Source organism: Microbacterium sp. LMI12-1-1.1 (genome assembly GCF_040676455.1).
Taxonomy (GTDB): domain Bacteria; phylum Actinomycetota; class Actinomycetes; order Actinomycetales; family Microbacteriaceae; genus Microbacterium.
Genome location: NZ_JBEGIA010000015.1, coordinates 469,772 through 496,680, shown reverse-complemented (window position 1 = coordinate 496,680; position 26,909 = coordinate 469,772). Strand labels below are relative to the sequence as shown.

Annotated in this window: 24 protein-coding genes and 4 tRNA genes; 11 read left to right on the top strand and 17 right to left on the bottom strand. The window is 69.7% G+C overall.

Going from position 1 to position 26,909, the window contains the following annotated elements:
• Positions 1 to 19 precede the first annotated feature (19 nt).
• Together pdxT and pdxS are read right to left on the bottom strand one after the other, a co-directional pair.
• Positions 20 to 625: a pyridoxal 5'-phosphate synthase glutaminase subunit PdxT gene (pdxT, locus tag MRBLMI12_RS16315; protein ID WP_363357641.1), complete on the bottom strand. Its 606-nt coding sequence runs from the start codon at positions 623 to 625 to the stop codon at positions 20 to 22.
• The gene (gene pdxS / locus MRBLMI12_RS16310) at positions 619 to 1,506 is read right to left on the bottom strand and encodes a pyridoxal 5'-phosphate synthase lyase subunit PdxS (protein WP_308867247.1); all 888 of its coding nucleotides are present in this window, start codon (positions 1,504 to 1,506) and stop codon (positions 619 to 621) included. Before pdxS ends, pdxT begins: the two co-directional genes overlap by 7 nt.
• Before the next feature lie 131 nt (positions 1,507 to 1,637).
• Here pdxS and MRBLMI12_RS16305 point away from each other — a divergent pair, with 131 nt between their 5' ends.
• Together MRBLMI12_RS16305 and pdxY are read left to right on the top strand one after the other, a co-directional pair.
• Positions 1,638 to 2,981 (top strand): aminotransferase class I/II-fold pyridoxal phosphate-dependent enzyme, encoded by a 1,344-nt coding sequence (locus tag MRBLMI12_RS16305; protein WP_363357374.1) that lies wholly within the window; start codon positions 1,638 to 1,640, stop codon positions 2,979 to 2,981.
• Between the two features lie 7 nt (positions 2,982 to 2,988).
• The gene (pdxY, locus tag MRBLMI12_RS16300; RefSeq protein WP_363357373.1) at positions 2,989 to 3,840 is read left to right on the top strand and encodes a pyridoxal kinase PdxY; all 852 of its coding nucleotides are present in this window, start codon (positions 2,989 to 2,991) and stop codon (positions 3,838 to 3,840) included.
• 45 nt (positions 3,841 to 3,885) lie between these two features.
• Here pdxY and MRBLMI12_RS16295 read toward each other — a convergent pair whose 3' ends face one another.
• Positions 3,886 to 4,467: an HIT family protein gene (locus MRBLMI12_RS16295; protein WP_363357372.1), complete on the bottom strand. Its 582-nt coding sequence runs from the start codon at positions 4,465 to 4,467 to the stop codon at positions 3,886 to 3,888.
• 65 nt (positions 4,468 to 4,532) lie between these two features.
• Positions 4,533 to 6,527 (bottom strand): threonine--tRNA ligase, encoded by a 1,995-nt coding sequence (thrS, locus tag MRBLMI12_RS16290; RefSeq protein ID WP_363357371.1) that lies wholly within the window; start codon positions 6,525 to 6,527, stop codon positions 4,533 to 4,535.
• Positions 6,528 to 6,765: 238 nt separating this feature from the next.
• Here thrS and MRBLMI12_RS16285 point away from each other — a divergent pair, with 238 nt between their 5' ends.
• The gene (locus MRBLMI12_RS16285) at positions 6,766 to 6,978 is read left to right on the top strand and encodes a KTSC domain-containing protein (RefSeq protein ID WP_349427523.1); all 213 of its coding nucleotides are present in this window, start codon (positions 6,766 to 6,768) and stop codon (positions 6,976 to 6,978) included.
• Between the two features lie 43 nt (positions 6,979 to 7,021).
• On the opposite strand, the gene MRBLMI12_RS16280 is transcribed toward MRBLMI12_RS16285, so the two are convergent.
• The 3 genes from MRBLMI12_RS16280 to MRBLMI12_RS16270 form a co-directional block, all read right to left on the bottom strand.
• A tRNA-Val gene (locus MRBLMI12_RS16280) sits at positions 7,022 to 7,096 on the bottom strand.
• A 27-nt stretch (positions 7,097 to 7,123) separates the two neighbouring features.
• Positions 7,124 to 7,197: transfer RNA gene (locus tag MRBLMI12_RS16275), tRNA-Cys, on the bottom strand.
• A gap of 53 nt (positions 7,198 to 7,250) precedes the next feature.
• Positions 7,251 to 7,323, bottom strand: a tRNA-Gly gene (locus MRBLMI12_RS16270).
• Between the two features lie 155 nt (positions 7,324 to 7,478).
• On the opposite strand from MRBLMI12_RS16270, the gene MRBLMI12_RS16265 reads away from it, so the two are divergent.
• Positions 7,479 to 7,551 (top strand) — tRNA-Val (locus MRBLMI12_RS16265).
• 68 nt (positions 7,552 to 7,619) lie between these two features.
• Here the strand turns inward: MRBLMI12_RS16265 and MRBLMI12_RS16260 are convergent.
• The 4 genes from MRBLMI12_RS16260 to zapE form a co-directional block, all read right to left on the bottom strand.
• Positions 7,620 to 7,823, bottom strand: a complete 204-nt coding sequence (locus MRBLMI12_RS16260; protein ID WP_363357370.1) for a hypothetical protein — start codon at positions 7,821 to 7,823, stop codon at positions 7,620 to 7,622.
• A 64-nt stretch (positions 7,824 to 7,887) separates the two neighbouring features.
• Complete coding sequence (locus MRBLMI12_RS16255; protein ID WP_363357369.1) at positions 7,888 to 8,415, bottom strand: type II toxin-antitoxin system PemK/MazF family toxin; 528 nt, start codon at positions 8,413 to 8,415, stop codon at positions 7,888 to 7,890.
• Between the two features lie 100 nt (positions 8,416 to 8,515).
• Positions 8,516 to 9,784, bottom strand: coding sequence for an ammonium transporter (locus MRBLMI12_RS16250; protein ID WP_349427520.1), 1,269 nt, complete (start codon positions 9,782 to 9,784; stop codon positions 8,516 to 8,518).
• Between the two features lie 201 nt (positions 9,785 to 9,985).
• A complete protein-coding gene (gene zapE, locus MRBLMI12_RS16245) occupies positions 9,986 to 11,014 on the bottom strand; it encodes a cell division protein ZapE (RefSeq protein ID WP_363357368.1) in 1,029 nt (342 codons plus the stop codon).
• A 161-nt stretch (positions 11,015 to 11,175) separates the two neighbouring features.
• On the opposite strand from zapE, the gene MRBLMI12_RS16240 reads away from it, so the two are divergent.
• The gene (locus MRBLMI12_RS16240; protein WP_349427518.1) at positions 11,176 to 12,081 is read left to right on the top strand and encodes a sulfurtransferase; all 906 of its coding nucleotides are present in this window, start codon (positions 11,176 to 11,178) and stop codon (positions 12,079 to 12,081) included.
• 97 nt (positions 12,082 to 12,178) lie between these two features.
• Positions 12,179 to 12,619 carry a SufE family protein gene (locus MRBLMI12_RS16235; protein WP_349427517.1) on the top strand — a complete coding sequence of 147 codons (441 nt, stop codon included), beginning with the start codon at positions 12,179 to 12,181 and terminating at the stop codon, positions 12,617 to 12,619.
• Positions 12,620 to 12,634: 15 nt separating this feature from the next.
• On the opposite strand, the gene MRBLMI12_RS16230 is transcribed toward MRBLMI12_RS16235, so the two are convergent.
• On the bottom strand, positions 12,635 to 13,837 hold the full coding sequence (locus MRBLMI12_RS16230) for an alpha/beta hydrolase family protein (protein WP_349427516.1): 1,203 nt from the start codon (positions 13,835 to 13,837) through the stop codon (positions 12,635 to 12,637).
• A gap of 25 nt (positions 13,838 to 13,862) precedes the next feature.
• Here MRBLMI12_RS16230 and MRBLMI12_RS16225 point away from each other — a divergent pair, with 25 nt between their 5' ends.
• The 5 genes from MRBLMI12_RS16225 to MRBLMI12_RS16205 all read left to right on the top strand — a co-directional run bounded on the left by MRBLMI12_RS16225 (position 13,863) and on the right by MRBLMI12_RS16205 (position 20,028).
• The gene (locus MRBLMI12_RS16225; protein ID WP_363357367.1) at positions 13,863 to 14,453 is read left to right on the top strand and encodes a DUF3000 domain-containing protein; all 591 of its coding nucleotides are present in this window, start codon (positions 13,863 to 13,865) and stop codon (positions 14,451 to 14,453) included.
• On the top strand, positions 14,446 to 15,645 hold the full coding sequence (locus tag MRBLMI12_RS16220; protein ID WP_363357366.1) for a ribonuclease D: 1,200 nt from the start codon (positions 14,446 to 14,448) through the stop codon (positions 15,643 to 15,645). The genes MRBLMI12_RS16225 and MRBLMI12_RS16220 overlap by 8 nt, the downstream gene beginning before the upstream one ends.
• A gap of 72 nt (positions 15,646 to 15,717) precedes the next feature.
• Positions 15,718 to 16,923: a thiolase family protein gene (locus MRBLMI12_RS16215; protein WP_363357365.1), complete on the top strand. Its 1,206-nt coding sequence runs from the start codon at positions 15,718 to 15,720 to the stop codon at positions 16,921 to 16,923.
• 7 nt (positions 16,924 to 16,930) lie between these two features.
• Positions 16,931 to 19,075 carry a 3-hydroxyacyl-CoA dehydrogenase NAD-binding domain-containing protein gene (locus MRBLMI12_RS16210; protein WP_363357364.1) on the top strand — a complete coding sequence of 715 codons (2,145 nt, stop codon included), beginning with the start codon at positions 16,931 to 16,933 and terminating at the stop codon, positions 19,073 to 19,075.
• Between the two features lie 242 nt (positions 19,076 to 19,317).
• Positions 19,318 to 20,028, top strand: coding sequence for a hypothetical protein (locus MRBLMI12_RS16205; RefSeq protein WP_349427511.1), 711 nt, complete (start codon positions 19,318 to 19,320; stop codon positions 20,026 to 20,028).
• Here the strand turns inward: MRBLMI12_RS16205 and dxs are convergent.
• The 5 genes from dxs to dut all read right to left on the bottom strand — a co-directional run bounded on the left by dxs (position 20,025) and on the right by dut (position 26,904).
• Positions 20,025 to 22,001 carry a 1-deoxy-D-xylulose-5-phosphate synthase gene (gene dxs / locus MRBLMI12_RS16200; protein ID WP_363357363.1) on the bottom strand — a complete coding sequence of 659 codons (1,977 nt, stop codon included), beginning with the start codon at positions 21,999 to 22,001 and terminating at the stop codon, positions 20,025 to 20,027. The two genes, MRBLMI12_RS16205 and dxs, sit on opposite strands and share 4 nt — an antisense overlap.
• A 98-nt stretch (positions 22,002 to 22,099) precedes the next feature.
• Positions 22,100 to 24,928 carry an aconitate hydratase AcnA gene (acnA, locus tag MRBLMI12_RS16195; RefSeq protein WP_363357362.1) on the bottom strand — a complete coding sequence of 943 codons (2,829 nt, stop codon included), beginning with the start codon at positions 24,926 to 24,928 and terminating at the stop codon, positions 22,100 to 22,102.
• A gap of 133 nt (positions 24,929 to 25,061) precedes the next feature.
• The gene (locus tag MRBLMI12_RS16190; protein WP_404909896.1) at positions 25,062 to 25,859 is read right to left on the bottom strand and encodes a DUF3159 domain-containing protein; all 798 of its coding nucleotides are present in this window, start codon (positions 25,857 to 25,859) and stop codon (positions 25,062 to 25,064) included.
• Positions 25,856 to 26,455: a DUF3710 domain-containing protein gene (locus MRBLMI12_RS16185; RefSeq protein ID WP_308867229.1), complete on the bottom strand. Its 600-nt coding sequence runs from the start codon at positions 26,453 to 26,455 to the stop codon at positions 25,856 to 25,858. Before MRBLMI12_RS16185 ends, MRBLMI12_RS16190 begins: the two co-directional genes overlap by 4 nt.
• Positions 26,452 to 26,904: a dUTP diphosphatase gene (gene dut / locus MRBLMI12_RS16180; RefSeq protein WP_349427507.1), complete on the bottom strand. Its 453-nt coding sequence runs from the start codon at positions 26,902 to 26,904 to the stop codon at positions 26,452 to 26,454. The genes MRBLMI12_RS16185 and dut overlap by 4 nt, the downstream gene beginning before the upstream one ends.
• Positions 26,905 to 26,909 lie beyond the last annotated feature (5 nt).

The window sequence follows — 26,909 nt, the reverse complement described above, 5'->3', positions numbered from 1 at the left end:
ACGTGTCGTCCGCACGTCGTCAGCGCTGCCGCTCGCGCACCATGTCGAGGAAGAGCGCGTGGAAGCGGTGCTCGCCCGTCACCTCGGGATGGAAAGCGGTCCCGAGCAGCGAGCCCTGGCGCACCGCGACGACCCGCCCGTCGTCCAGCGCCGCGAGCCGCTCGACGCCGTCGCCGGCTTCCTCGACCAGCGGCGCTCGGATGAACACCGCATGGACCGGTGGCTCGCCGAGGGCCGGCACGTCGAGGTCGACCTCGAACGAGTCGACCTGGCTGCCGAAGGCGTTCCGGCGCACCGTGACGTCGAGCCCGCCGAAGGTCTGCTGGCCAACGATGCCGTCGGTGATCCGGTCGGCGAGCAGGATGAGGCCGGCGCAGGTCCCGTAGACCGGCATGCCGGCCGCGATCGCCGCGCGCACGGGCTCGCGCATGCCGAACGCGCGGGAGAGCTTGTCGATGACGCTCGATTCGCCGCCGGGGAGCACGAGCCCGTCGATGGCGGCGAGCTCCGCCGGGCGGCGCACCGTCGTCACCTCGGCGCCGAGTTCCGTGAGCACGCGCACGTGCTCACGGACATCCCCCTGCAGTGCGAGGACGCCGACCCGCGGAGCCGGCGTCGTCACCAGCCGCGCTCGGCGAGCCGGTGCGGGGCGGGGAGGTCGGAGACGTTGATGCCCACCATCGCCTCGCCGAGGCCGCGCGACACGTCGGCGATGACCTTCGGGTCGTCGTAGAAGGTGGTGGCCTTCACGATGGCGGCCGCGCGCTGGGCGGGGTTGCCCGACTTGAAGATGCCCGAGCCGACGAACACGCCGTCCGCACCCATCTGCATCATCATCGCGGCGTCGGCGGGCGTGGCGACACCGCCGGCGACGAACAGCACGACCGGCAGCTTGCCGGTCTCGGCGATCTCCGCCACCAGGTCGTAGGGCGCCTGCAGCTCCTTGGCGGCGACGTACAGCTCGTCCTTCGACATCGACGTGAGTCGGTTGATCTCGCTGGAGATGGTGCGGATGTGCTTGGTGGCCTCCGACACGTCGCCGGTGCCCGCCTCGCCCTTCGAGCGGATCATCGCGGCGCCCTCGTTGATGCGCCGCAGCGCCTCGCCCAGGTTGGTGGCACCGCACACGAAGGGGACCGTGAAGCTCCACTTGTCGATGTGGTTCACGTAGTCGGCCGGCGAGAGCACCTCGGACTCGTCGATGTAGTCGACGCCGAGCTCCTGCAGCACCTGCGCCTCGACGAAGTGGCCGATGCGCGCCTTCGCCATGACCGGGATCGAGACGGCGTCGATGATGCCGTCGATCATGTCGGGGTCGCTCATGCGCGAGACGCCGCCCTGGGCGCGGATGTCGGCCGGCACGCGCTCGAGCGCCATGACGGCGACGGCACCGGCGTCCTCGGCGATCTTCGCCTGGTCGACGGTGACGACGTCCATGATGACGCCGCCCTTGAGCATCTCGGCGAGGCCGCGCTTGACGCGGTCGGTTCCCGTGTCGGTGGTCACGAGCTTTCCCTTCGAGTGGAGCGCTGGAGCGCAACGAGTGAGGACAATGCGGGTATTGGCCTAGGCCAAAAGATAGCATGAGGATCACCCGCCGATCGGTGGGCTGACGGCGCGACCAGCAGGGGCGGCACATGACCCTCGACATCAGCGGGCGATCCGCCTCGGAGATCGCCGAGAGCGTGCGCGCCCGCATCGAACGGGGCGACGTGCTCCCCGGCGACCCGCTGCCCCCGGTGCGGTCCCTCGCCGACGAGCTGGGCGTGAACCGCAACACCGTGGTGGCCGCGTACCGGCAGCTCACGCAGGCCGGCGTGATCGTCACGCGCGGCCGCAGCGGCACACGCGTCGCCGACCTGTCCCCCGTGGCGCAGGAGGGCTTCGCGGCCGGCAGCGTGCTCCGCGACGTGGGCACGGGCAACCCGGATCCCGAGCTGATCCCCGACCTCTCCCGTGCCCTCGCGGGGATGGTGGGCCGGCCCGTCCTGTACGGCGAACCCGTCATCGACCCCGAACTCGAGGACTGGGCCCAGGAGTGGATGCGCGACGGCCTTCCGCCGGCGGCCGAGCTGCGACTGACCATCACCAGCGGCGCGGCCGATGCGGTCGAGCGGCTGCTGGCCCAGGCGCTCACCCGCGACGACGCGGTCGCCCTCGAGGACCCGTGCTTCCTCACCAGCATCCACACCGTGCGCATCGGAGGCTATCGAGCGGTCCCCGTGCCCGTCGACGACGAAGGAATGACGCCCGACGGGCTGCGCGCGGCGCTCGAACAGGGGGTGCGCGCGGTCGTCCTCACCCCGCGCGCCCAGAACCCCACCGGTGCGAGCCTCTCGGCGCGGCGCGCTGAAGAGCTGCGCGGCGTGCTCGAGGACCACCCCTACGTCCTCGTGATCGAGGACGACCACTTCTCGCTGCTGTCGCAGCAGCAGTTCCACTCCGTCATCGCGCCGGGCCACCGGCGCTGGGCACTCGTGCGATCGGTGTCGAAGTTCCTCGGGCCCGACATGTGCCTGGCGGTGACGGCATCCGATCCCGAGACCGCGGAGCGGCTCGCGATGCGCCTCACCCCCGGCACGACGTGGGTGAGCCATCTGCTGCAGCGCCTCGCTCACGCACTGCTGACGGATGCCGGCACCATGGCCGCGATCGAGCGTGCGGGTGCGCACTACGCGGCGCGCAACGCGGCGTTCGTCGAGCGGCTCACCGCACGGGGCGTGCCCGCGGATGCCGGTGATGGGCTGAACCTCTGGATCCCGCTTCCGGTGCCCGCGCGTGCCGTCGCGGAGCAGCTGATGCGGCGGGGGTGGCTGGCCCGGCCCGGCGACGAGTTCGTCCTCGGCGGAGACGCGCCGTCGCACCGGCTGCGTCTCACGGTGCACGACCTCGACGTCGCCGACGCCGAGCGCCTGGCCGCCGACGTGGCGGCTGCCGTGCGGGCCGCCGGTGGGCGGCTGGTCACACGAGAAGTGGCATGATCGAGCGGTGAAGATCCTCTCGATCCAGTCCGCGGTCGCCTACGGTCACGTGGGCAACTCCGCTGCCGTCTTCCCGCTGCAGCGCATCGGCGTCGAGGTCATGCCGGTGTACACGGTGAACTTCTCGAATCACACCGGCTACGGCGCATGGCGCGGCCCGATGATCAGTCCCGACGATGTGCGCGACGTCGTCCTCGGCATCGAGGAGCGCGGCGTCTTCCCGCAGATCGACGTCGTGCTCTCCGGCTATCAGGGCGGGGAGGGCATCGCCGACGTCATCCTCGACACCGTCGCGCGCGTCCGGGAGGCCAACCCCGCCGCCGTGTACGCGTGCGACCCGGTGATGGGCAACGCGAAGTCGGGGTGCTTCGTCGCCCCGGCGATCCCCGTGCTGCTGCGGGAACGCGTCGTGCCCGCAGCCGACATCATCACGCCGAATCAGTTCGAGCTGGGATTCCTGACCGGAACCGAGCCCGCCGACCTCGAGTCCACTCTGGCGTCGGCCGACCTCGCCCGCGCGATGGGGCCGAGCACCGTCCTCGTCACGAGCGTCGAGCGCCCCGATCGTCCAGAAGGGACGATCGAGATGCTCGCCGTCACCGACGACGGCGCGTGGATCGTGCGGACCCCGCACATCCCGATGAAGGCCAACGGCTCGGGTGACGTCACGGCGGCGCTCTTCACCGCGCACCTGCGTCGCAGCGGCGACGCGGCCGACGCCCTCGCCCGCACGACCTCGAGCGTCTACGACCTCCTCGAGCGCACGCACGCGTCGGGCGAGCGCGAGCTGCAGCTCGTCGAGTCGCAGGAGGCCTACGCCCACCCGCGCCTGCAGTTCGAGGTCACGAAGGTCCGCTGACGAGCAGCGGAGCGGATGCCGCGCCTGCGGCATCCGCTCCTGCGGTCAGCCGTGCCAGGCGTCGGCCACCGCGCGGCGTACGTCGCCGAGAAGCTGCGGCAGCGCCTTCGTCTTGGCGATGATCGGGAAGAAGTTGGCGTCGGCCGCCCATCGCGGCACGATGTGCTGGTGCAGGTGCTCGTCGACGCCGGCGCCGGCGACATGGCCCTGGTTCATGCCGATGTTGAAGCCGTCGCACCGCGAGACCTGACGCAGCACGCGCATCCCCTGCTGGGTGAGCGCGCCGATCTCGGCGACCTCTTCGTCGGTCGCCTGGTCGTACGTCGCGATGTGGCGGTACGGGCACACCAGCAGATGCCCCGAGTTGTACGGGAACAGGTTGAGCAGCGCGTACGCCGTGCGCCCGCGGAAGACGATGAGCCCGTCCTCGTCGGACTTGCGCGGCGCCTCGCAGAACGGGCACTCCTTGCGCAGCACCTCGGGTCCCGCCTGGATGTAGGCCATCCGGTGAGGAGTCCAGAGACGCTGGAACTCGTCCGGCACCCCAGGAAGCGTCGCGGCGTCGACGAGCGCCGCGTCGGCGGCGTCCGTCTGCCGGACGCCTTCCGACCCGGCCTCGTCGCTCACGCGCCCTTCGACAGGCTCAGGAACCGAGACTTCGCGATCGCGACTCCCCGCAAGCGGGTCGTCGCTCACGCGAAGTCCTCCGCGGTGTTCACCAGGGCGTGGGAGTCGATGGCCTCGCGCACGCGACGCACGGCGTCGGCGATCGGGACGCCGTTCTCCTGCGTCCCGTCGCGGAAGCGGAACGACACGGTGCCTGCAGACTGGTCCTGTGCACCGGCGATCAGCTGCAGCGGCACCTTCTGCGTGGTGTGGGTGCGGATCTTCTTCTGCATCCGGTCGTCGCTGTGGTCCAGATCGGCGCGGACCCCCTCGGCCCTGAGCTGGTCGATCACGTCGCCCAGGTAGTCCGCGAAGTCCTCCGCAACCGGGATGCCGACCACCTGCACCGGCGAGAGCCACACCGGGAACGCACCGGCGTAATGCTCGAGCAGGATCGCGAAGAACCGCTCGATCGAGCCGAACAGCGCGCGGTGGATCATGATCGGCCGCTTCTTCTGGCCGTCGCGATCGGTGTACTCGAGCTCGAAGCGCTCGGGCAGGTTGGGGTCCACCTGCACCGTGGAGAGCTGCCACACGCGGCCGATCGCGTCGCGGGTCTTGAGGTCGATCTTCGGACCGTAGAACGCCGCCTCACCCGGCACCTCGGTGAGCTTCAGGCCGCTCGCGACCGCGACGTTGCGCAGCGCGTTGGTCGAGTAGTCCCAGAACTCGTCGGAGCCGATCCACTTCTCCTTCTCGTCGTCGCGCATCGACAGCTCGAGCTCGAAGTCGTCCAGGCCGAAGTCGCGCAGCATCGAGATGACGAACTCCAGGACTTTGGTGGCCTCCTCCTCGAGCTGCTCGGGGGTGACGAACAGGTGGGAGTCGTCCTGTGTGAAGCCGCGGACGCGGGTGAGCCCGTGCAGCGCGCCCGACAGCTCGTTGCGGTAGACGGTGCCGTTCTCCGCGAGTCTCATCGGCAGGTCGCGGTAGCTGCGCGCACGCTCCTTGTAGATGAGGATGTGCATCGGGCAGTTCATCGGCTTCAGGTAGTAGTCCTGGCCGTGCTTGGTGATCTCGCCGTTCTCGTCGCGCTCCTCGTCCATCACGATGGGCGGGAACATGCCCTCCTTGTAGGTGACGAGGTGGTTCGAGGTGAGGAACAGGTCCTCCTTCGAGATGTGCGGCGTGTACACGTAGGTGTAGCCGCCGGCGATGTGGCGACGGCGCGCGTGCTGCTCCATCTCGCCGCGGACGACACCGCCGCGCGGGTGCCAGACGGACAGGCCCGAGCCGATCTCGTCGGGGAACGAGAAGAGGTCGAGGTCCTTGCCGAGCTTGCGGTGGTCGCGCTTGGCGGCCTCCTCCAGACGCGTCTGGTACGCGCGCAGCTCATCCTTCGACGGCCAGGCGGTGCCGTAGATGCGCTGCAGCTGCGGGTTCTTCTCGCTGCCGCGCCAGTACGCACCGGCGATGCGCTGCAGTGCCCAGCCGTTGCCGATCATCCGCGTGTTGGGCAGGTGCGGACCCCGGCAGAGGTCCTTCCACACGGTCTGGCCGTCGCGGTCGACGTTGTCGTAGATGGTCAGCTCGCCGGCGCCGACCTCGACCGAGGCGCCCTCGGTCTTCTCTGCCCCGCCGCCCTTGAGGCCGATGAGCTCGAGCTTGAACGGCTCGTCGACGAGCTCCGCCCGCGCCTCGTCGTCACTGACGACGCGGCGCACGAAGCGCTGGCCCTCGCGGACGATGCGCTGCATCTCCTTGTCGATCGCCTTGAGGTCCTCCGGCGTGAAGGGATGCTCGACGCCGAAGTCGTAATAGAACCCGTCCGTGATCGGCGGACCGATGCCGAGGTTGGCCTGCGGGTTGATGCGCTGCACGGCCTGGGCGAGCACGTGCGCGGTCGAGTGGCGCAGGATGGCGAGACCGTCGGGGTTGTCGATGGTGACCGGCTCGACGGCATCCGTGTCGCTCACCACCGTCGCGAGGTCTTTCAGTTCGCCGTTCACCCGCAATGCGACCACGGAGCGGTCGGGGAACAGGGCGAAGCCGTCGATGGGCAGGGACACAGCGTCAGTCACGGAAACTCTCCTGGGAATGGCTCGGATCAAGGCTACTCAGCTTCAGGCGCACGACACGCCCCGCCCGCTCAGGCGCCGAGCGTTCGCGTGTCGGTCTTGAGTGCCGCGGCAGCGGTCGACCAGACGAGTTCCACCCCTCGAGTGTAACCAGTGCCCGCGCGGGCACGGGTGCCGGCACACAGGGCGCGTGGGCACGTCGCGCCGGATCGTCGGCAGCGTCGCGGCGTAGCCTGAGCGGATGCGCCGACACTCCCTCGACTCCGCGGCGATCGCTTCTGCCGGCTACGACGCCGACACTGCCGTGCTCGAGCTCGAGTTCACCTCGGGCGAGCTCTACCGCTACTTCGCGGTGCCGCCGTCGGTGTATCGCGGACTGCGCGCCGCCGAGAGCGCCGGTCGCTTCTTCCGCGAGAGGATCAGGGAGGTCTATCCGTCCGAGCACGTCCGCTGACGCAGGAGGGAAGCGAAACCCCCGCCGGGGCGGGGGTTTCAGGTGGTGGGCGATACTGGGATCGAACCAGTGACCTCTTCCGTGTCAGGGAAGCGCGCTACCGCTGCGCCAATCGCCCGAGTCGAACTCCGGTCGGGACCGGGAGTGGAGGTGGCGACGGGATTCGAACCCGTGTAAACGGCTTTGCAGGCCGGTGCCTAGCCGCTCGGCCACGCCACCGCGTGTGGTTTGACCCCACGTGCCGTGATCTCTGGAGGAGATCCCTGCACTCGAGCGGATGACGAGACTCGAACTCGCGACCCCAACCTTGGCAAGGTTGTGCGCTACCAACTGCGCTACATCCGCATTTCGCCCCCGGGTTGTTCACCCGGGCACTTGAAAGACTCTAACCGATCCTCGCCCTCCTGCAAAACCGGACGCACCCCGCGCGTGTCATGCAGAACTGGTCCGAGGCATGCTCCGGCATCCGGTAGGATCGGTAGTCGTCCCCCTCGGGGAACGGGCGATTGGCGCAGTTGGTAGCGCGCTTCCTTCACACGGAAGAGGTCATCAGTTCGAGTCTGGTATCGCCCACCGCGAAGCCCCCGCTGAACCCGGGGGCTTCTGTCTTTCCCGCCGGTCCCGACGGCGGCTCCGCGCCCTCAGGCGAGCTCGTCCTCGGGTGAGCGCGAGGGGATGTGCGTCGGCTTGGCCGATCGCACCCGGTCGCCGTCGACGATGCGAGCGCGGGTGCCCGCTGCAGCGTGTTGCGGCAGCTCTTCGTTCCCGTCGAGCGGCTGCGGCACGGGTGCGGTCTGCTCCCGCTGCGGGCTCGGATCGAACGGGGACGGCCGTTGTCTGTGCATTCCCAGACCGTACGCGCCGCACATGTGTGCTCTCTCAGGTGGCCGCGTCGACCCGCCTGACTCCTCAGTCGCCGGAGTCCCATCCGTAGCGGCGGTGGAGTGCTTCGGCGACGCGTCCGAATCGCTCCGGATCGAGAGCGGATGCCTCGCGCCGCATGCCGTCGCGATGCACACTGTAGAGCTGATCGATGTCGACCCAGGACGGGCGGCCCTGCGCGTCCCACTCCCCCGTGCCGATCGCGAGGAAGTCCCGGTCTCCGTCGTGGGCCTTGCTCGTCAGGCGGACGGCGTAGACGCGATCGCCGCTCTGCCGTGCGATGACCAGCACCGGACGATCCTTGCCGCGGCCGTCGTTCTCGGCGTACGGCACCCACGTCCAGACGATCTCACCCGCATCGGGGTCGCCGTCGTGGTCGGGGGCATACGTGATCCGCAGCGCGTCCGCGCGGGGTGGGGGCATCTCCACGGTCGCGGCGGCGCCGCTGCGGCTCTGGGACGGCGCCCGAGGGGCGGGCGGATGCGTCGGAGCCGCCCCCCTGCGGGGCCGGAGGATGCTGCTCAGGATGCCGAGCAGCCCGTTTCGCTGTGTCACAGTCGCCATCCTAGGAGTGCGAGGCATCCTCCCCCGAGCACGGCGAAGGGGCGCCGCGGTGGGGGGAACCGCGACGCCCCTTCGGGCAGTGCCGTACGTGTCAGGCGCGCGCGCCCTCGAGCACGTAGCCCTCCTCGCCGTGGACGACGGTGTCGATGCCGGCGACCTCGTCCTCGTTCTTGACGCGGAAGCCGATCGTCTTCTCGATCGCGAAGCCGATGACGTAGGCGAGCACGAACGAGTACACGAGCACCGACACGGCGGCGATCGCCTGGACCATCAGCTGCGTGCCGTCGCCGCCGGTGAACAGGCCGGTGCCGGTGGCGAAGAAGCCGAGGTAGAGCGTTCCGATGAGGCCGCCCACGAGGTGGATGCCCACCACGTCGAGCGAGTCGTCGAAGCCCCACTTGAACTTGAGCTCGATCGCGAGGGCGCAGACCGCACCCGCGATGAAGCCGAGGAGGATTGCCCAGCCCGGGGTCAGCGACGCGCAGGCCGGAGTGATCGCGACGAGACCGGCCACGGCGCCCGAGGCGGCACCCACCGAGGTGGGCTTGCCGTCCTTGAACTTCTCGACGATCAGCCAGGCCAGCAGAGCCGCTGCGGGGGCGGCGATCGTGTTGACGAACGCGAGCGCGGCGGTGCCGTCGGCGGCGAGCTCGGAGCCCGCGTTGAAGCCGAACCAGCCGAACCACAGCAGGCCGGCGCCGAGGAGCACGAACGGCGGGTTGTGCGGGACGTGGACGCCCTTCTGGAAGCCGACGCGCTTGCCCAGGACGAGCGCCAGCGCGAGGGCTGCCGCACCCGCGTTGATGTGGACAGCGGTTCCGCCGGCGAAGTCGATCGCACCGACGCCGAACCACTCCTGCATGCCGTACGTGATCCAGCCGCCGTAGGCGAAGCTGCCGTCCTCGGCGAGTCCGAAGTTGAAGACCCAGCTCGCGACAGGGAAGTAGACGATCGTCGCCCAGATCGCGGCGAAGATCATCCACGAGCCGAACTTGGCGCGGTCGGCGATGGCGCCGGAGACGAGCGCGACCGTGAGGATCGCGAAAGTCGCCTGGAACGCCACGAACGCGAGCGGCGGGTAGGCGGCGCCCTCGGGCACCTCGAGCAGGCTGGTGAGCCCGATCGCCGACCAGTCGATCGCCCACGGCGCGACGAGGCCGTCAGCGGAAGGGAACGCGATGGCGTAGCCGTAGACGACCCACAGGACGCCGATGAGGCCGAGTGCGCCGAAGCTGAGCATCATCATGCTGATGACGCTCTTCGCCTTCACGAGACCGCCGTAGAAGAATGCGAGTCCTGGCGTCATCAACAGGACGAGCGCCGCGCATATCAGGATGAATGCGGTGTTGCCTTGATCCATCTCGAAGAGAACCTCTCTGCAGGGACGCAGGTATAGCGTCGGGTCCCCCCAGTGTGACCACGGTCCGTTTCAGCCTCGGACCGACCCGTGTTTCCCCCTCGTTACACGAGGGCGGCGCACGTAAACATCGTGTTTCGGCGGACCGAACGCGGGCCGCGAATCCGACCGGAGTCGGCCGGTCCCGCGAGTGTCGTGTCGCTCTCAGTCCAGTGTCGATGCGACGAGCCGGGAGATCGCGCGCAGGTACTTCTTGCGGTACCCGCCGGCCAGCATCTCCTCGGGGAAGACGAGGTCGAGCGACGTGCCGGTGGCGCGGATCGGCAGTTGTGCGTCATACACGCGATCGATGAATGCGACGAACCGAAGGGCCGCGGACTGGTCGGTGAACGGAGCGACGTCGCGCAAGCCCACGAGCGACAGCCCGTCGATGAGCCGGATGTACCGCGACGGGTGCACGCGCGCCAAGTGGGCGACGAGAGCGTCGAACGTGTCGTCCGACGCGAGGCCCGCCGCTGCGGCGTCCGCGATGGCCGCCTCGTACTGGGGCGGATCGAGCACGGCGGCGTGGCCGTCGAGCGCGCGGTGGCGGAAGTCGGTGCCGTCGATGCGGATCGTCTGGAAGCTCGCGGACATCGCGTGGATCTCGCGGAGGAAGTCCTGCGCGGCGAAGCGCCCTTCGCCGAGCGCGTTGGGCGGCGTGTTCGATGTCGCCGCAAGTCGTGTGCCCGACCCGACGAGCTCGCCGAGCAGGCGGGTCATGACCATCGTGTCGCCGGGGTCGTCCAGCTCGAACTCGTCGATGCACAGCAGGTCTGCGCCGCGGAACAGCTCGACGGTCTTCTGGTAGCCGAGCGCGCCCACGAGCGCCGTGTACTCGATGAACGAGCCGAAGTACTTCCGGCGTGCGGGCATCGCGTGATAGACGGAGGCGAGCAGGTGCGTCTTGCCGACGCCGAAGCCGCCGTCGAGGTAGACGCCCGGCTTGAGCTCGGGGCGCTTGGCGCGCCGGAAGAGTCCCCCCTTCGCGGGGGCCGACGCACCGGAGAAGGCCTGGAGCAGGTCCTTCGCCTCCTGCTGCGACGGGTAGGCCGGGTCGGTGCGATACGTGTCGAACGTCGCATCGGCGAACTGCGGGGGCGGGACCAGCGCGGCGACCATCTCGGCGCCGGCGAGCTGCGGGGCGCGCTCCACGAGGTGGACGACGCCGGTGCGTGTGGCGGAGACGGTCATGCGGATCCTGTGTCGGAGTCTTACAGAGGGGCTGTGCACGCCGGTCCGGGAATCTATGGTCGGAGGCGACGGTTCAACCCTAACCGTCGCCCGCGTGCGCCCGCCTCGCCTGACGCCGGATGGCGGACGCGCGATCGCATCACCCGACTCCAGGAGATCCCATGCCCGTCGAGACCGATACCTCGTCCGAGAAGTTCGCCGCCTACGCCCAGCCGGGGCGCCTCGTCACGGGCGCGTGGCTGCAGACCCACCTGGGTGAGCCGGGCCTGGTCGTCGTGGAGTCCGACGAGGACGTCCTGCTGTACGAGACGGGCCACATCCCCGGCGCGGTCAAGGTCGACTGGCACACCGAGCTCAACGACCCCGTGGTCCGCGACTACGTGGACGGCGAGGGCTTCGCCGCGCTTCTCAGCCGCAAGGGCATCTCGCGCGACGACACCGTCGTGATCTACGGCGACAAGAACAACTGGTGGGCCGCGTACGCGCTGTGGGTGTTCTCCCTGTTCGGGCATGAGGACGTCCGCCTGCTCGACGGCGGGCGCGACAAGTGGATCGCCGAAGGGCGGCCGATCACCACCGCGCCGTCGGAGCCGGCCCCCACCCGCTACCCGGTCGTCGAGCGCGACGACGCGGCCCTGCGCGCCTACAAGGAGGATGTGCTCGCACACCTGGGCAACGGGCCGCTCATCGACGTCCGCTCCCCCGAGGAGTACGACGGCTCCCGCACCACCGCCCCGGCCTACCCCGAGGAGAGCGCACTGCGCGGTGGCCACATCCCGTCGGCGCAGAGCGTTCCGTGGGCACGCGCGGTCGCCGCGGACGGCGGCTTCAAGACGCGCGCCGAGCTCGAGGCGATCTACCGCGACGAAGTCGGCCTCCAAGACGGCGATGCGATCGTCGCGTACTGCCGCATCGGCGAGCGGTCGAGTCACACGTGGTTCGTCCTCCGGCACCTGCTCGGCTTCGACGACGTCCGCAACTACGACGGATCGTGGACCGAGTGGGGCAGCGCGGTGCGCGTGCCGATCGTGACGGGCGCGGAGCCGGGAGCGGCCCCCGCCCGCTGAGCCGCGGCATCCTCCCCCGCCGTCTGCACCTGGGGCGCCGCCTCGCATCCGCGCAGCTCAGGGGCGCACGGCCCCACCGCATGGGAAGATGGCAGAGATGACCGAAGCCGTCCTGCCCGACCGTCTCGCCGAGATCCGCGACGAGTTCCTGGAGCTGCCCGAACCCGACCGGCTGCAGCTGCTGCTGGAGTACTCGTACGAGCTGCCGGCGGTGCCGGCGCAGTACGAGGATCATCCAGAGCGGTACGAGCGTGTGGTCGAGTGCCAGTCGCCGGTCTTCATCATCGTCGACGTGGATGCCGACGGCGTCGTCGCGATGCACGCCACCGCGCCGCCCGAGGCGCCGACGACCCGCGGCTTCGCGAGCATCCTGGCACAGGGACTCACCGGGCTCACGGCCGCAGAGGTGCTGGCTGTGCCCGGCGACTACCCGCAGACGCTGGGGCTCACCCGCGTCGTGTCGCCCCTGCGCATCTCCGGGATGACGGGCATGCTGCTGCGGGCGCAGCGACAGGTCCGCGCCGCCTCGGCCGCCTGAGCTGCCGCGGTCCGCTCAGTCCGCGATGATCCCCTGCGCGGTCAGCCACGTGCCGATGCTGCTGCTCCACCGCTCCTGGTCGTAGTTCCAGAGCTTGGTGTGCCGCGCCACCTCGAAGATCTGCATCTCGACCAGGTCGGGTCGGGCCGCGACGAGAGCGTGGGACGCGTCCGACGGCACGAAGCCGTCGTCGTCGCTGTGCAGGATAAGGATCGGATGCCGCAGCTCGCCTGCCCGGGCGACGACGTCGAGCTGGTCGAGGCGGATCGCCGCACCTGCCCGAGTCAGCGGGGACGCCCACTCGGTCTGCAGAGCCTCCATCGCGAGCCGGCTGACGGCCCCGGGCACGCGCTCCGCGCGCGCCTGGTAGTTCAGCACCGTGCGCCAGTCGACGACCGGCGACTCGAGGATCAGGCCCGCGATCGCGTCGCCGTGCGGGGAGTTGAGCGCGAGCTGCAGTGCGATGGCTCCGCCCATCGACCAGCCCATGACGATGATGCGGCGTGCGCCACGACGGCGGGCGAAGCCGATCGCCGCGTCGACGTCGCGCCATTCGGTCGCACCGAGCGTGTAGGTGCCGTTGCGGCTGCGAGGCGCCTCGCCGTCGTTGCGGTAGGAGACGACGAGAGAGGTGATGCCGAGAGCGTGGAACACCGGCACCGCGCGCAGGCACTCCGCGCGGGTCGTGCCCCGGCCATGCACCTGGATCACCCAGGTGTCGCCGTCCCCCGCGGGGAACAGCCACGCCGGGCACGGCCCCACCGTGGAGCCGATCAGCTCGGTGGTGAAGGGCAGCTGCAGCTGCTCGGGACGGTCGTAGTACCACCCGCTGAAAGCAGCTTCGGGCTCGAGACGCGCGTCCGCAGGGATGTGCGTCAGGAGCTTGCGCTTGACGCTCGTGCCATCCTCCGAGAGCACCGAGCCGAGCTTGATGTAGTCGGACGACCCCGTCGTGAACAGGCCGTAGCGTCCCGGCAGCTCGGTGTCGGCCGTCCGAGACAGCGTGATGGTCTGCGCGGCCGTGTCGAGCGCGAGGATGCGCGTGTCGGCCAGCCGCCGTGCAGGGGTCACCACCTTGCGTGCCATCAGCACCGAGCCGGCAGCAAGGGCGCCGAGCGCACCGGCCAGTGCCACGCTCAGCACGGTGAGCGCGGCTTTCACGCCGGCGACGAGGGCAGGAGATGCGGCGCGCACTGCGGCGCGCCTGGAGGCGACCATCGAGGAACGATTCTAGTCTGTCCGCGTGGCTGAGCAGCGTCCCCCCGCGGCATCGAGCGCCTTCGAGCAGGCCGCGCAGGCGGTGCGTGACATCCGTTTCCGCGACGACCTCACGGTGCGGGAGATCGCTGCGCCGCAGGGACTCGCGCCTGACGCGATCGCTATCGCCGGCGACGTGCGCTCTTCACCCGATGACACGGACTCCCCGTACGGCACCGGTCGTCTGGTGCTGCTGCACGATCCCGAAGAACCCGCACCCTGGAATGGTCCGTGGCGGATCGTCTGCTTCGCGCAGGCACCGCTGGAGCCCGAGATCGGCATCGATCCGCTCCTCGCCGATGTCGCGTGGACCTGGCTCACCGACGCGCTTCGGTCGCGTGGCGCGGGCTTCCACTCGGCATCCGGCACCGCCACCAAGACTCTCTCGAAGGGCTTCGGCGCCCTTGCGGCGGAAGGCGACGGGGCGCAGATCGAATTGCGTGCGTCGTGGTCGCCGGAAGGCGCGATCGCCGCGCACGTGGAAGCATGGGCGGAGTTGGTTTGCATGCTGGCCGGTCTTCCCCCCGGCTCGGAAGGGATCGCGATGCTCGGTTCGCACAGGTCGCCGCGTGGCTGAATACGACGTGATCGACGAGCTCGCGCGCGTCGAGGAGGCGGTGCGGCGTCTCGCCGCAGGCGAAGGGCCGGTCGCCGTCGACGTCGAGCGCGCATCGGGCTTCCGCTACTCGCAGCGGGCGTACCTGGTGCAGGTGTTCCGCCGAGGCGCGGGCGTCTTCCTCTTCGACCCGCCGCCGATCGGCGACTTCCGGGCGCTGCAGGCCGCGATCGGCGACCTGGAATGGGTGCTGCACGCCGCGAGCCAGGACCTGCCGTCGCTGCGCGAGATCGGTCTGGAACCGGCGAGCATCTTCGACACCGAGCTGGCCGCACGCCTGCTCGGCCATGAGCGCGTGGGCCTCGGCGCCGTCGTCGAGGACACGCTCGGCATCTCCCTCGCGAAGGCGCACTCGGCCTCAGACTGGTCGACGCGGCCACTGCCGCAGTCCTGGCTGGAGTACGCGGCATTGGACGTCGAGCACCTCGTCGACGTGCGCGACAAGCTCGCCGACGAGCTCGTGGAGCAGGGCAAGACGGAGTTCGCGGCCGAGGAGTTCCGAGCGGTGCTGGAGCGCGAACCCAAACCTCAGCGCGAAGAGCCCTGGCGTCGGCTGTCGGGCCTTCACACGGTGCGTGGCCGGAAGGCGCTGGCGGTGGCACGCGAGCTGTGGATCGCCCGCGAGGAGTACGCACGCGACGAGGACGTCGCCCCAGGACGACTCGTCCCCGACCGGGCCATCGTCGCCGCAGTGATCGCCGATCCCCCATCCAAGAGCGCCCTCGCGGCGCTCAAGGAGTTCACCGGACGGGCGAGTCGCTCCCAGCTCGACCGGTGGTGGGCGGCGATCGAGGCGGGGCGCGCCGTCACCCAGCTGCCGCTCGAGCGTGCCACCGGCGGAGACACCCTTCCGCCGCCCCGCGCGTGGGTCGACCGGAACCCCGAGGCCGACGCCCGCCTCAAGGCGGCGCGTCCGGTCGTCGAGAAGCGCGCCGAAGAGCTTCACATGCCGACCGAGAACCTGCTGACGCCCGAGCTGCTGCGGCGGGTCGCATGGACTCCCCCGCAGCCGCTGACGGCGGAGACCGTCGGAGACGCGCTCGCTGTGCTGGGTGCGCGTCCCTGGCAGATTGCGCAGACTGCACAGGTGATCGCCGATGCCTTTGTGGATTCCGTGCAAGCCGCGTCGGAGGCGTCGGAACCGGCTTCGTAGGTTTCCGCCACCCGATTCCGGGCGCTCCGTGGGCCCTCCTAGGCTGGCGGCATCCCTATTTTTGGAGGCAGAGTGGCCGAGATTTCGGACGTCTTCTTCGTCGATGGAATGCGCACCCCCTTCGGGCGCGCCGGCGAGAAAGGCATGTACTGGAACACCCGAGCGGACGACCTCGCCGTCAAGGCGACGATCGGACTCATGGAACGCAACCCGGGCGTTCCGAAGGACCGCATCGATGACGTCGCCATCGCCGCGACGTCCCAGACGGGCGACCAGGGACTGACCCTCGGCCGCAGCGTCGCGATCCTCGCCGGGCTCCCGCAGACCGTCCCGGGCTTCGCGATCGACCGCATGTGCGCGGGCGCCATGACGAGCGTCACCACGATGGCCGGCTCCATCGGCGTGGGCATGTACGACGTGGCCCTCGCAGGCGGCGTGGAGCACATGGGCCACCACCCGATCGGCGGCAACGCCGACCCCAACCCGCGGTTCGTCGCGGAGAAGATGGTCGACCCGGGTGCGCTGAACATGGGCGTGACCGCGGAGCGGATCTTCGACCGCTTCCCGCACCTCACCAAGGAGCGCTCCGACCGCTACGGGATGCTGAGCCAGCACAAGGCTCAGGCTGCATACGATGCCGGCAAGTTCCAGCAGGACCTCGTGTCGGTCGCGATCAAGGACGCCGAGGGCTCGTGGGGCCTGGCGACCGAGGACGAGGGCCGCCGCCCGCAGACGACGATGGAGGACCTCGCAGGCCTCAAGACCCCGTTCCGGCCGCACGGCCGTGTGACCGCGGGCACGTCGTCGCCGCTCACCGACGGCGCGACGATGTCGCTCCTCGCCGGTGGCGCCGCGGTCAAGGATCTCGGCCTGCGTCCGAAGATGAGGCTCGTCTCGTTCGCCTTCGCCGGCGTGCAGCCCGAGATCATGGGCATCGGGCCGATCCCCTCGACCGAGAAGGCGCTGAAGAAGGCCGGCCTGAAGATCGACGACATCGGCCTGTTCGAGCTGAACGAGGCGTTCGCGATCCAGGTGATCTCGCTGCTCGACCACTTCGGCATCGCCGACGACGATCCCCGCGTCAACCAGTGGGGCGGCGCGATCGCGCTCGGCCACCCGCTGGCGGCGTCGGGGGTCCGCCTGATGATCCAGCTCGCGGCGCAGTTCGCCGAGCGACCGGACGTGCGCTACGGCCTGACGGCGATGTGCGTCGGTCTCGGCCAGGGCGGCTCGGTCATCTGGGAGAACCCGTTCTACGACGGAAAGAAGCGGAAGTAAGCGCGGCATGACGAACTACGACGACATCGACTTCTCCCCGATCCTGGCCGTCACCGAGGGCGAGGTGATCACGCACTCGCGGGTGCGCGACATCCGTCTCGCCTCCGGCAAGGTCCTGGCGCTCATCACGCTCGACAACGGGCGGGACCACACCCGGCCCAACACGCTGGGCCCCGCCACGATGTTCCAGCTCGGCGAGACGCTCGACGCCCTCAAGGCGCGCGCGTCCGCCGGCGAGATCCAGGCGGTCGGCATCACCGGCAAGCAGTACATACTCGCCGCCGGGGCCGACCTGTCCGACATCTCGAAGGTGGGCTCGAAGGACGACGCGCGCCTGGTCGCGCAGCTCGGCCACAAGGTGTTCGGCAAGCTGTCCGAGCTGGGCGTCCCGACGTTCGCCTTCGTGAACGGCCTCGCGCTCGGCGGCGGGCTCGAGATCGCGCTCAACTCGACGTACCGGACGGTGGATGCCTCTGCCGCCGCGATCGCACTGCCCGAGGTCTTCCTCGGCATCATCCCGGGCTGGGGCGGTGCGTATCTGCTGCCGAACCTCATCGGCATCGAGAACGCTCTCGAGGTCGTGATCTCCAACCCGCTCAAGCAGAACCGGATGCTGAAGCCTCAGCAGGCGTTCGAGTACGGCATCGTCGACGCGATCTTCCCGGCGGCGAACTACCTCGAGGACTCGCTGGCCTGGGCGGACGGTGTGCTGACCGGCAAGACGAAGGTGGAGCGCAAGAACGAGCCGGGCAAGATCGAGCGCCTGACCAAGTGGCCGATCGCCGTCAAGATGGCCCGGGGCATGCTCGAGTCGAAGATCGGCACGGTGCCGCTCTCGCCGTACGCGGCGCTGGAGCTCCTCGACAAGGCGAAGAGCGGCACGAAGGCCGAGGGCTTCGCGCGTGAGGACGAGGCGCTGGCCGAGCTCGTCACGGGCGACCAGTTCGCGGCATCGATGTACGCCTTCGATCTGGTGCAGAAGCGCGCCAAGCGCCCGGTCGGCGCTCCCGACAAGGCGCTGGCGAAGAAGGTCGGCAAGGTCGGCATCATCGGCGCCGGCCTGATGGCGAGCCAGTTCGCCCTGCTGTTCGTGCGCAAGCTCCAGGTGCCGGTGCTCATCACGGATCTGGACCAGGCGCGCGTCGACAAGGGCGTGGCGTACATCCACGACGAAATCGGCAAGCTCGAGGCGAAGGGCCGCCTCGACGGCGACTCCGCCAACCGGCTGCGCGCGCTCGTGACGGGAACGACCGACAAGAGCCTGTACGCGGACTGCGACTTCGTCATCGAGGCCGTCTTCGAAGAGGTCGGCGTCAAGCAGCAGGTGTTCGGCGAGATCGAGCAGATCGTCGCCGAGGACGCGATCCTCGCGACCAACACCTCGTCGCTGTCGGTCGAGGAGATCGGTGCCACGCTCGCCCACCCGGAGCGCCTGGTCGGCTTCCACTTCTTCAACCCGGTCGCGGTCATGCCGCTGATCGAGATCGTGAAGACGCCGCAGACGTCGGATGCCGCCCTGTCGACCGCGTTCGTGGTCGCACGCAACCTCGGCAAGAACGCGGTGCTCACCGCGGACGCGCCGGGCTTCGTGGTGAACCGGCTGCTGGCGAAGGTCATGGGCGAGGCGGCGCGCGCCGTCTACGAGGGCACACCGGTGGCGGACGTCGAGAAGGCGTTCGCGCCCCTCGGTCTGCCGATGGGCCCGTTCCAGCTCATCGACCTCGTCGGCTGGAAGGTGGCCGCGCACGTCCAGGACACGATGGTGCACGCGTTCCCCGACCGCTTCTACGCGAACGAGAACTTCCACGCGCTGGCGGAACTGCCGGAGGTCGTGGAGAAGGACCGCGGCGGCCGCGTCACCGGCTGGACCAAGGCGGCCGAGAAGCTGCTCAAGCCCGCCGTGGGATCTTCTCCCGCGTCGGCCGAGACGATCCTCGCCCGGGTGCAGGACGGCCTCGCGCAGGAGATCAAGATCATGCTCGACGAGGGCGTTGTCCCCGAGGTGGAGGACATCGATCTCTGCCTCATCCTCGGTGCGGGCTGGCCGTTCATCGACGGCGGCGCGTCGCCCTACCTCGATCGTGAGGGAGCATCCGAGCGCGCCTTCGGCGACACCTTCCACCACCCGGTGATCAAGGGCATCGCCGGCTGACACCGCCGACGCGCTCACGGAAGGGCGCATCCTCTCTGCCGAGGATGCGCCCTTCCGCACGTGCGGGAGGAGTCGGCCGCATGCTGCTCCTCGCCCCCGCGCCGCGAACGGCGATGCTCCCCTCACCGAACGCGATGCGTCCGAAGCGTGAACACTCGGCGCGCGAGGGCCTCCACGGCGCACCGGCGCTTCTGCGCAAGGCATCCTGTCCCTGTCGGATGGTGCGAACGGGAGGTGTCCGGATGCTGGATGTGATCTCGGGGCTGTTCAGCGGCAGTGCGCTGGGGGTGCTGGTCAAGACCAGTGGCGCGGCGTTGACGCTGCTCGTGGTCGTCCCCGCCCTCATGAAGCTGTTCCTGGTGACGGTCGACGAGGGTTCGACCGCGATCCGGACCCGCAACGGGAAGCCGATCATCCGTCGTGTCCGGGGTGCGGACGACGGTCGCGGCGAGGTGGTGGTGCTGCGGCCCGGCACCCACGGCGCGTTCCCGATCTTCTACTGGTATCGGCTGGTCGATGTGCGCGCGCGATCGACGGATCTGCCCGCCCGCAGCCTCACCGCCGCCAGCGGACATCAGCATCTGGTGCATGCCTCGTTCGACTGGCGCCCGATCGTGTCGGGGCACGATCTGCGCGTGCTCGAGCTCGACGTCGTCAATGTGCGGGAGCGTGCAGGCAACATCGTGGGTGCGGCGCTGCGCGACCTCGTGCACCAGCTGGACGGCGCGGTGCTCCCGCCCAACGACCTCCTGTCTCCGCGCGTCGTCAGCGAGTGCTCCGACCTCGTGCGCACGGACTGCGGCATCGAGCTGCTGCGCGTGATCGTCACGGGCGACGCCCTCACCGACGGCTACCTGCTGTCGCAGGCGATCACTCCGCGTCCTGCGGACCCGCAGAGCGCGGAGTGGGATGCCGCGGCCTCCGTCCTCGCGACGCGGCTCTCGTCCGTCTAGCGTCGGTCGTCGCGGCTGCGCGCAAGATCCGACAGCGTCGGGATCTCACCCGTCGGCGTCGGGTCGCCGCTCTGGGCACCGCGCGCGACCGGGATGCGCGTGCCGAGCACCTGCGCCACGACATCCTGCGCGATCTTGGCCGCTGTGAGCCCGGCATCCTCGAGGATCTGCTCTCGGCTCGCGTGGTCGATGAACTGGTCGGGCACACCCAGCTCGTCCACCGCGGTGTCGACGCCCGCCTCGCGCAGCACCTGGCGCACGCGTGTGCCGATGCCGCCGACCCGGATGCCGTCCTCGATCGTGATGACCAGGCGATGGGATGCCGCGAGCTCGACGACAGACGCCTGCACCGGCACGACCCAGCGGGGGTCGACGACGGTGGCGCCGATGCCCTGTGCGCGCAGGCGCCCGGCCACGTCGACGGCGATGTGCGCCATGGGGCCGATGCCGACCAGCAGCACATCGTGCGCGTCGGAGCGCACCAGCACGTCGACGCCGTCATCCAGGCGCTCGAGCGCGGGGAGCTCCGGGCTGACGCCGCCCTTCGGGAAGCGGATCACCGTGGGGCCGTCGTCGATGGCGACCGCCTCCTGCAGCTCCTCACGCAGGCGCGTGCCGTCTCGGGGCACGGCGATGCGGATGTTCGGCACGATCTGCAGCATGGCCAGATCCCAGATGCCGTGGTGGCTCGGTCCGTCGGGGCCGGTCACCCCGGCGCGGTCGAGCACGAAGGTGACGCCGGCGCGGTGGAGGGCGACATCCATCAGCACCTGGTCGAACGCGCGGTTCATGAACGTCGCGTAGATCGCGACGACCGGATGCAGGCCGCCGAAGGCGAGACCGGCGGCGGAGGCGACCGCGTGCTGCTCGGCGATCCCGACGTCGTACACGCGGTCGGGGAATCGCTGGGCGAACGGCAGGAGCCCGGTCGGTCGCAGCATCGCCGCCGTCATCGCGATCACGTCGTCGCGCGCATCGCCCACCGCGACGAGCTCGTCGGCGAAGACGTCGGTCCAGGCCAGACCGCTGGTCGCGCCGAGCGATTCGCCGGTGATCGGGTCGATCTTCCCGACCGCATGGAACTGGTCGGCCTCGTCCTCCAGAGCCGGAGCGTAGCCGCGGCCCTTCTCCGTGATGGCGTGGACGATGACGGGAGCGCCGTACGACTTCGCGAGCTCGAGGGTCTCGATCAGCGTCGGCAGGTCGTGACCGTCGACGGGGCCGAGGTACTTGATGTCGAGGTTCGAGTAGAGGGCCGCGTTGTTCGTGAACCGGGAGAGGAAGCCGTGGGTGCCCCCGCGAACGCCGCGGTAGACGGCGCGCGCGGCGGGACCCAGCTTGCGGAACAGGTCGTCGGAGCCGCGGTGCAGCGTGCGGTAGGACTCTGCCGTGCGGACGCGGTTGAGGTAGCGGGCCATCCCGCCGATCGTCGGGGCGTAGGAGCGGCCGTTGTCGTTGACGACGATCACGAGATTGCGGTCGTTGTCGTCGGAGATGTTGTTGAGCGCCTCCCACGTCATGCCGCCCGTCAGGGCCCCGTCGCCCACGACGGCCACGACGTGCCGGTCCTTGCGCCCGGTGCGGGTCAGGGCGCGCGAGACGCCGTCCGCCCAGCTCAGCGAGCTCGACGCGTGCGACGACTCGACGACGTCGTGCGCGCTCTCCGAGCGCTGCGGGTACCCGGCGAGGCCGTCGCGCGCGCGCAGGTTCGTGAAGTCCTGCCTGCCCGTGAGCAGCTTGTGCACGTAGGACTGGTGGCCGGTGTCGAAGATCATCGGGTCGTTCGGTGAATCGAAGACACGATGCAGCGCGATCGTCAGCTCGACGACGCCGAGGTTGGGGCCGAGGTGGCCTCCCGTGCGTGCGACGTTCTCGACGAGGAAGCCGCGGATCTCGCTCGCGAGCTGCTCGAGCTGATCGGTGGTCAGTCCGTCGAGGTCGCGGGGTCCGGTGATGGACGACAGCAGCGACATCCCCGCTCCTTTCGGGCCCGGGAAGGGCTCTGCAAGTCTACCCGGGGCATGAAGGGGGGACCGGATGCTGCGGCATCCGGTCCCCCGTGAATCACCTGTCAGACCAGCGAACGCAGCACGTACTGCAGGATGCCGCCGTTGCGGTAGTAGTCGGCCTCACCGGGCGTGTCGATGCGGACGACCGCGTCGAACTCGACAGTGGCCTTGCCGGGTGCGGAGAACTCGCTCGGTTCGGCGGTGACGCGCACGGTCTTCGGCGTGACGCCCTCGTTGAGCTGCTCGAGACCCGAGATCGAGACGATCTCGGTGCCGTCGAGTCCGAGCGACGCCCAGCTCTCGCCGGCGGGGAACTGCAGCGGAACCACGCCCATGCCGATGAGGTTCGAGCGATGGATGCGCTCGAAGCTCTCGGTGATGACCGCCTTGACGCCCAGCAGGCTCGTGCCCTTGGCCGCCCAGTCGCGGGACGAGCCGGAGCCGTACTCCTTGCCGCCGAAGATGACGAGCGGCGTGCCCGCGGCCTGGTAGTTCTGGCTGGCGTCGTAGATGAACGACTGCGGGCCGCCCTGCTGCGTGAAGTCGCGGGTGAAGCCGCCTTCGACCTCGGCGCCGTCGTTGACCGCGCGCACCAGCTGGTTCTTCAGGCGGATGTTCGCGAACGTCCCGCGGATCATCACCTCGTGGTTGCCACGGCGCGAGCCGTAGGAGTTGAAGTCCTTGCGGTCGACGCCGTGCTCGGCGAGATACTTGCCCGCCGGGCTGTCGGCCTTGATGTTTCCGGCCGGGCTGATGTGGTCGGTGGTGACCGAGTCCAGCAGGGTGGCCATCACGCGCGCACCCGAGATATCGGTGACCGGCGTCAGCTCCATCGTCATGCCGTCGAAGTACGGGGGCTTGCGCACGTAGGTGGATGCGTCATCCCACTCGAAGACGTCACCCGTCGGGGTCGGGAGGGTCCGCCACCGCTCGTCGCCCTCGAAGACGCTCGCGTACTGATGGGTGAACATGTCCTTGTTGATCGACGAGTCGATCGTCGCCTGCACCTCGGCCGAGTCGGGCCAGATGTCCCGCAGGAACACGTCGTTGCCGTCCTGGTCGGTGCCGAGCGCGTCGACCTCGAAGTCGAAGTTCATCGAACCAGCGAGGGAGTACGCGATCACGAGCGGCGGGCTCGCAAGGTAGTTCATCTTCACGTCGGGGTTGATGCGGCCCTCGAAGTTGCGGTTGCCCGAGAGGACGGCCGTCACGGCGAGGTCGTTCTCGTTGATCGCCGCCGAGACCTCCTCGATGAGCGGGCCCGAGTTGCCGATGCACGTGGTGCAGCCGTAGCCCACCGTGAAGAAGCCGAGCTCTTCGAGGTCCTTGGTGAGGCCGGCCTTCTCGTAGTAGTCGGTGACGACCTTCGAGCCGGGCGCGAGGGTGGTCTTGACCCACGGCTTGGCCTTGAGGCCCTTCTTCACGGCGTTGCGCGCGAGCAGACCCGCCGCCAGCATGACCGACGGGTTCGACGTGTTCGTGCAGGACGTGATCGCGGCGATCGTCACGGCGCCGTGGTCGAGGACGAACTTCTCGCCGCCTTCGAGCGTCACCGGGGTCGGCTTCGACGCCGTCGCCGGCGCGTGGCTGTGGTGGTGGTGCTCGTGGTGGCTGTACTCGTCCTCGGGCGAGTTTCCGGGCGGGTCGGACGCCGGGAACGACTCCGAGCCCTCGAGATCGACCAGATCGTGGTCGACCTCGGCGTAGTTGGTGAGGTCGCTCTCGAACTGCTGCTTCGCCTGCGAGAGGACGATGCGGTCCTGCGGGCGCTTGGGACCGGCGATGGACGGGACGACCGTGGACAGGTCGAGCTCCATGTACTCGCTGAAGACCGGCTCGCGCGAGGGGTCGTGCCAGAGCGACTGCTCCTTCGCATACGCCTCGACCAGTGCGAGCTGCTGCTCGTCACGGCCCGTGAGGCGCAGGTAGTCGACGGTCACGCTGTCGATCGGGAACATCGCGGCGGTCGAGCCGAACTCCGGGCTCATGTTGCCGATGGTGGCGCGGTTCGCGAGCGGAACGGACGCCACGCCCTCGCCGTAGAACTCGACGAACTTGCCGACCACGCCGTGCTTGCGCAGCATGTCGGTGATGGTCAGCACGACGTCGGTGGCGGTGACGCCGGTCGGGATCGCGCCCGAGAGCTTGAATCCGACGACCTTGGGGATGAGCATCGACACCGGCTGGCCGAGCATCGCGGCCTCGGCCTCGATGCCGCCGACGCCCCAGCCCAGGACGCCGAGTCCGTTGACCATCGTCGTGTGCGAGTCGGTGCCGACGCAGGTGTCGGGATAGGCGCGCAGGACGCCACCGACGGTGCGGTCGTAGATGACCTTCGCGAGGTGCTCGATGTTGACCTGGTGGACGATGCCGGTGCCCGGCGGGACGACCTTGAAGTCGTCGAACGCGGTCTGGCCCCAGCGCAGGAACTGGTAACGCTCGCCGTTGCGCTCGTATTCGATCTCGACGTTGCGCTCGAGGGCGTTCTCGGTGCCGAAGAGATCGGCGATCACCGAGTGGTCGATGACCATCTCGGCCGGCGACAGCGGGTTGATCCTGGTCGGGTCGCCGCCGAGCGCCGTGACCGCCTCGCGCATGGTGGCGAGGTCGACGATGCAGGGAACACCGGTGAAGTCCTGCATCACGACGCGAGCCGGCGTGAACTGGATCTCGGTGTTCGGCTCGGCCGCGGCATCCCACGACCCGAGAGCCTCGATCTGCTCCTTGGTGACGTTCGCGCCGTCCTCGGTCCGCAACAGGTTCTCGAGCAGCACCTTGAGGCTGAACGGGAGCTTCTCGTAGCCCGCGACCGTGTCGATGCGGAAGATCTCGTAGTCGGTGCTGCCGACCGTCAGGGTGCTCTTCGCACCGAAGCTGTCAACCGTGGACACGTCTGTCTCCTTCGTCGGCGGCGGGATCGTGCCGGAGTCCGGCATCCCCATCTTCCCCCGCCCCGAAGCCCGCGGCTAGTGAGGTCGACCTAACGGATCGAGGGAAAACTATCTTGATGTCAAGATAAATGTATCACTTCGGCGCGCGGGGGTAGAGCGCGCGCACGGCGAGCCACGTGACCGCGACCAGCGGTGCGAACAGGGGCAGGCCCATCACCAGCTTGAGCGTGCCGAGCGCCGTCACGTCGCCGGCGAAGTACAGCGGGACCTGCACGATGAGGCGCAGCGCGAACAGGGCGGCCCACGCGAGCGACAGCCAGAAGAAGACCCGCCGCTTGCGCCGGTCGGCGCGCCACGCGGTGCCCTCGCCCATGAGGAATCCGACCGCGAGTCCGATGAGCGGCCACCCGATGAGCGCCGACACGAGGAATGCCGTCCCGTAGATCGTGTTCGTGAGGAAGCCGGGGATGAAGCTGTCCTCTCCCCTGCCCGTCCACAGCGACAGGCCGGCTGCCGCGGCGGCCGCGATCAGACCGCCGATGGCGGCGCTCGCGGACTGCCGCTGGAGGAGCCTCACGATCGTGAACACGGCGGCCAGGCCGACAGACAGGCCGAGGCTCAGCGGCAGGTTGCCCGTCCGCGTCCCGGGGTCGTACGTGAGGGTCCACGCCACCAGGAACACGACGCCGGGAAGAACGGATTCCAGGATGCCGCGCCAGCCGCCCATCGCCTTCCACACGACGTGACCGGTGCTGCGGCTCTCCGCGGGGTCGAGCCCGGCGCGCCGTGCGGCGCCGCCGAGAGCTGCGCCGAGCACCTCGGATGCGGACGCCGGCGCCTCGGTCTCGTCGATGGGAGAGCTCGCCGCGTCGGCGGGGCCGTTCGCCGTTCGGTCCGAATCCGCGTCGTCGGGCCGCGCCCCGTCGCTCACGCCGAGCCCGGCGTGGCCGGCATGCGCAGCGGGATGAGGTCGCGCGGCGGCATGGGCGATCCGCCGCGGACGACGACGATCGACCGGAACAGGTCCTCGACGGCTGCGGCGGCCTCGACATCGGCGGTCGCTGCGCCGCCGATGACGCCGCGGAGGAACCAGCGGGGTCCGTCGACGCCGACGAAGCGCGCGAGACGCTTGCCGGCGGTGCCGTCGGGACCGGCGACGACAGGCACCTCGGCGAGCAGCTCGGGGCCGAGCGGGCCTTCGCGCTCCTCGACGCGGCCGCCCTGCTGACGGATCTGCTGGCGGATCTGCTCCCGCGTCTCAGCCCAGAGCCCCGCCGAGCGGGGGGCGGCGAACGGCTGAACCTGCAGCGTCGAGCCGGAGTAGTCCAGCCCGACGGCGACGATGCGCTTCGTCTGCTCCTCGACCTCGAGGCGCAGGTTGAGTCCTTCTCGCGGCAGGATCTTGATGCCGCCGAGGTCGATGTACGGCCGCACCGGGTTGGCTTCGGACTCGTCGAACGGGCCGGTGGTGGCGCGGTCCTCGGGCGCGACCTTGCGCGGTCCGTCGGCGGATGAGGGGTCGGTCATGCGAGGACTCCGTCCTTCTGGTAGCCCGTGGAGCCGAAGCCGCCCTCGCCGCGCACGCTGTCGGGCAGGGTCTCCACGGGGATGAATACGGCGCGAGGCACCGGCATGACGATGAGCTGCGCGATGCGGTCGCCGACCGCGATGTCGTGCGCGTGCTCGCGGTCGGTGTTGAGGAGGATGACCTTGATCTCGCCGCGGTAGCCGGCGTCGATCGTGCCGGGGGCGTTGACGATCGTGATGCCGTGCTTGGCAGCGAGGCCGCTGCGGGGCACCACGAAGGCGACGTATCCCTCGGGCAGCGCGATGCGCACACCGGTGCCGACGAGCGCGCGATCGCCGGGTTCGAGCCGCACCGCCTCGGCGGCGACGAGGTCGGCGCCGGCGTCTCCGGGGTGTGCGTACACCGGGACGTCGGGGGCGATAATGGGGACGTCCACCGTTTCAGTCACCCAAC

Coding starts and splice junctions, on each gene's coding strand:
- MRBLMI12_RS16305 (WP_363357374.1), top strand. CDS start 1,638: ATGACCCTCGACATCAGCGGGCGATCCGCCTCGGAGATCGCCGAGAGC.
- MRBLMI12_RS16285 (WP_349427523.1), top strand. CDS start 6,766: ATGCGCCGACACTCCCTCGACTCCGCGGCGATCGCTTCTGCCGGCTAC.
- MRBLMI12_RS16260 (WP_363357370.1), bottom strand. CDS start 7,823: ATGCACAGACAACGGCCGTCCCCGTTCGATCCGAGCCCGCAGCGGGAG.
- MRBLMI12_RS16250 (WP_349427520.1), bottom strand. CDS start 9,784: ATGGATCAAGGCAACACCGCATTCATCCTGATATGCGCGGCGCTCGTC.
- zapE (WP_363357368.1), bottom strand. CDS start 11,014: ATGACCGTCTCCGCCACACGCACCGGCGTCGTCCACCTCGTGGAGCGC.
- MRBLMI12_RS16240 (WP_349427518.1), top strand. CDS start 11,176: ATGCCCGTCGAGACCGATACCTCGTCCGAGAAGTTCGCCGCCTACGCC.
- MRBLMI12_RS16235 (WP_349427517.1), top strand. CDS start 12,179: ATGACCGAAGCCGTCCTGCCCGACCGTCTCGCCGAGATCCGCGACGAG.
- MRBLMI12_RS16230 (WP_349427516.1), bottom strand. CDS start 13,837: ATGGTCGCCTCCAGGCGCGCCGCAGTGCGCGCCGCATCTCCTGCCCTC.
- MRBLMI12_RS16210 (WP_363357364.1), top strand. CDS start 16,931: ATGACGAACTACGACGACATCGACTTCTCCCCGATCCTGGCCGTCACC.
- MRBLMI12_RS16205 (WP_349427511.1), top strand. CDS start 19,318: ATGCTGGATGTGATCTCGGGGCTGTTCAGCGGCAGTGCGCTGGGGGTG.
- dxs (WP_363357363.1), bottom strand. CDS start 22,001: ATGTCGCTGCTGTCGTCCATCACCGGACCCCGCGACCTCGACGGACTG.
- MRBLMI12_RS16185 (WP_308867229.1), bottom strand. CDS start 26,455: ATGACCGACCCCTCATCCGCCGACGGACCGCGCAAGGTCGCGCCCGAG.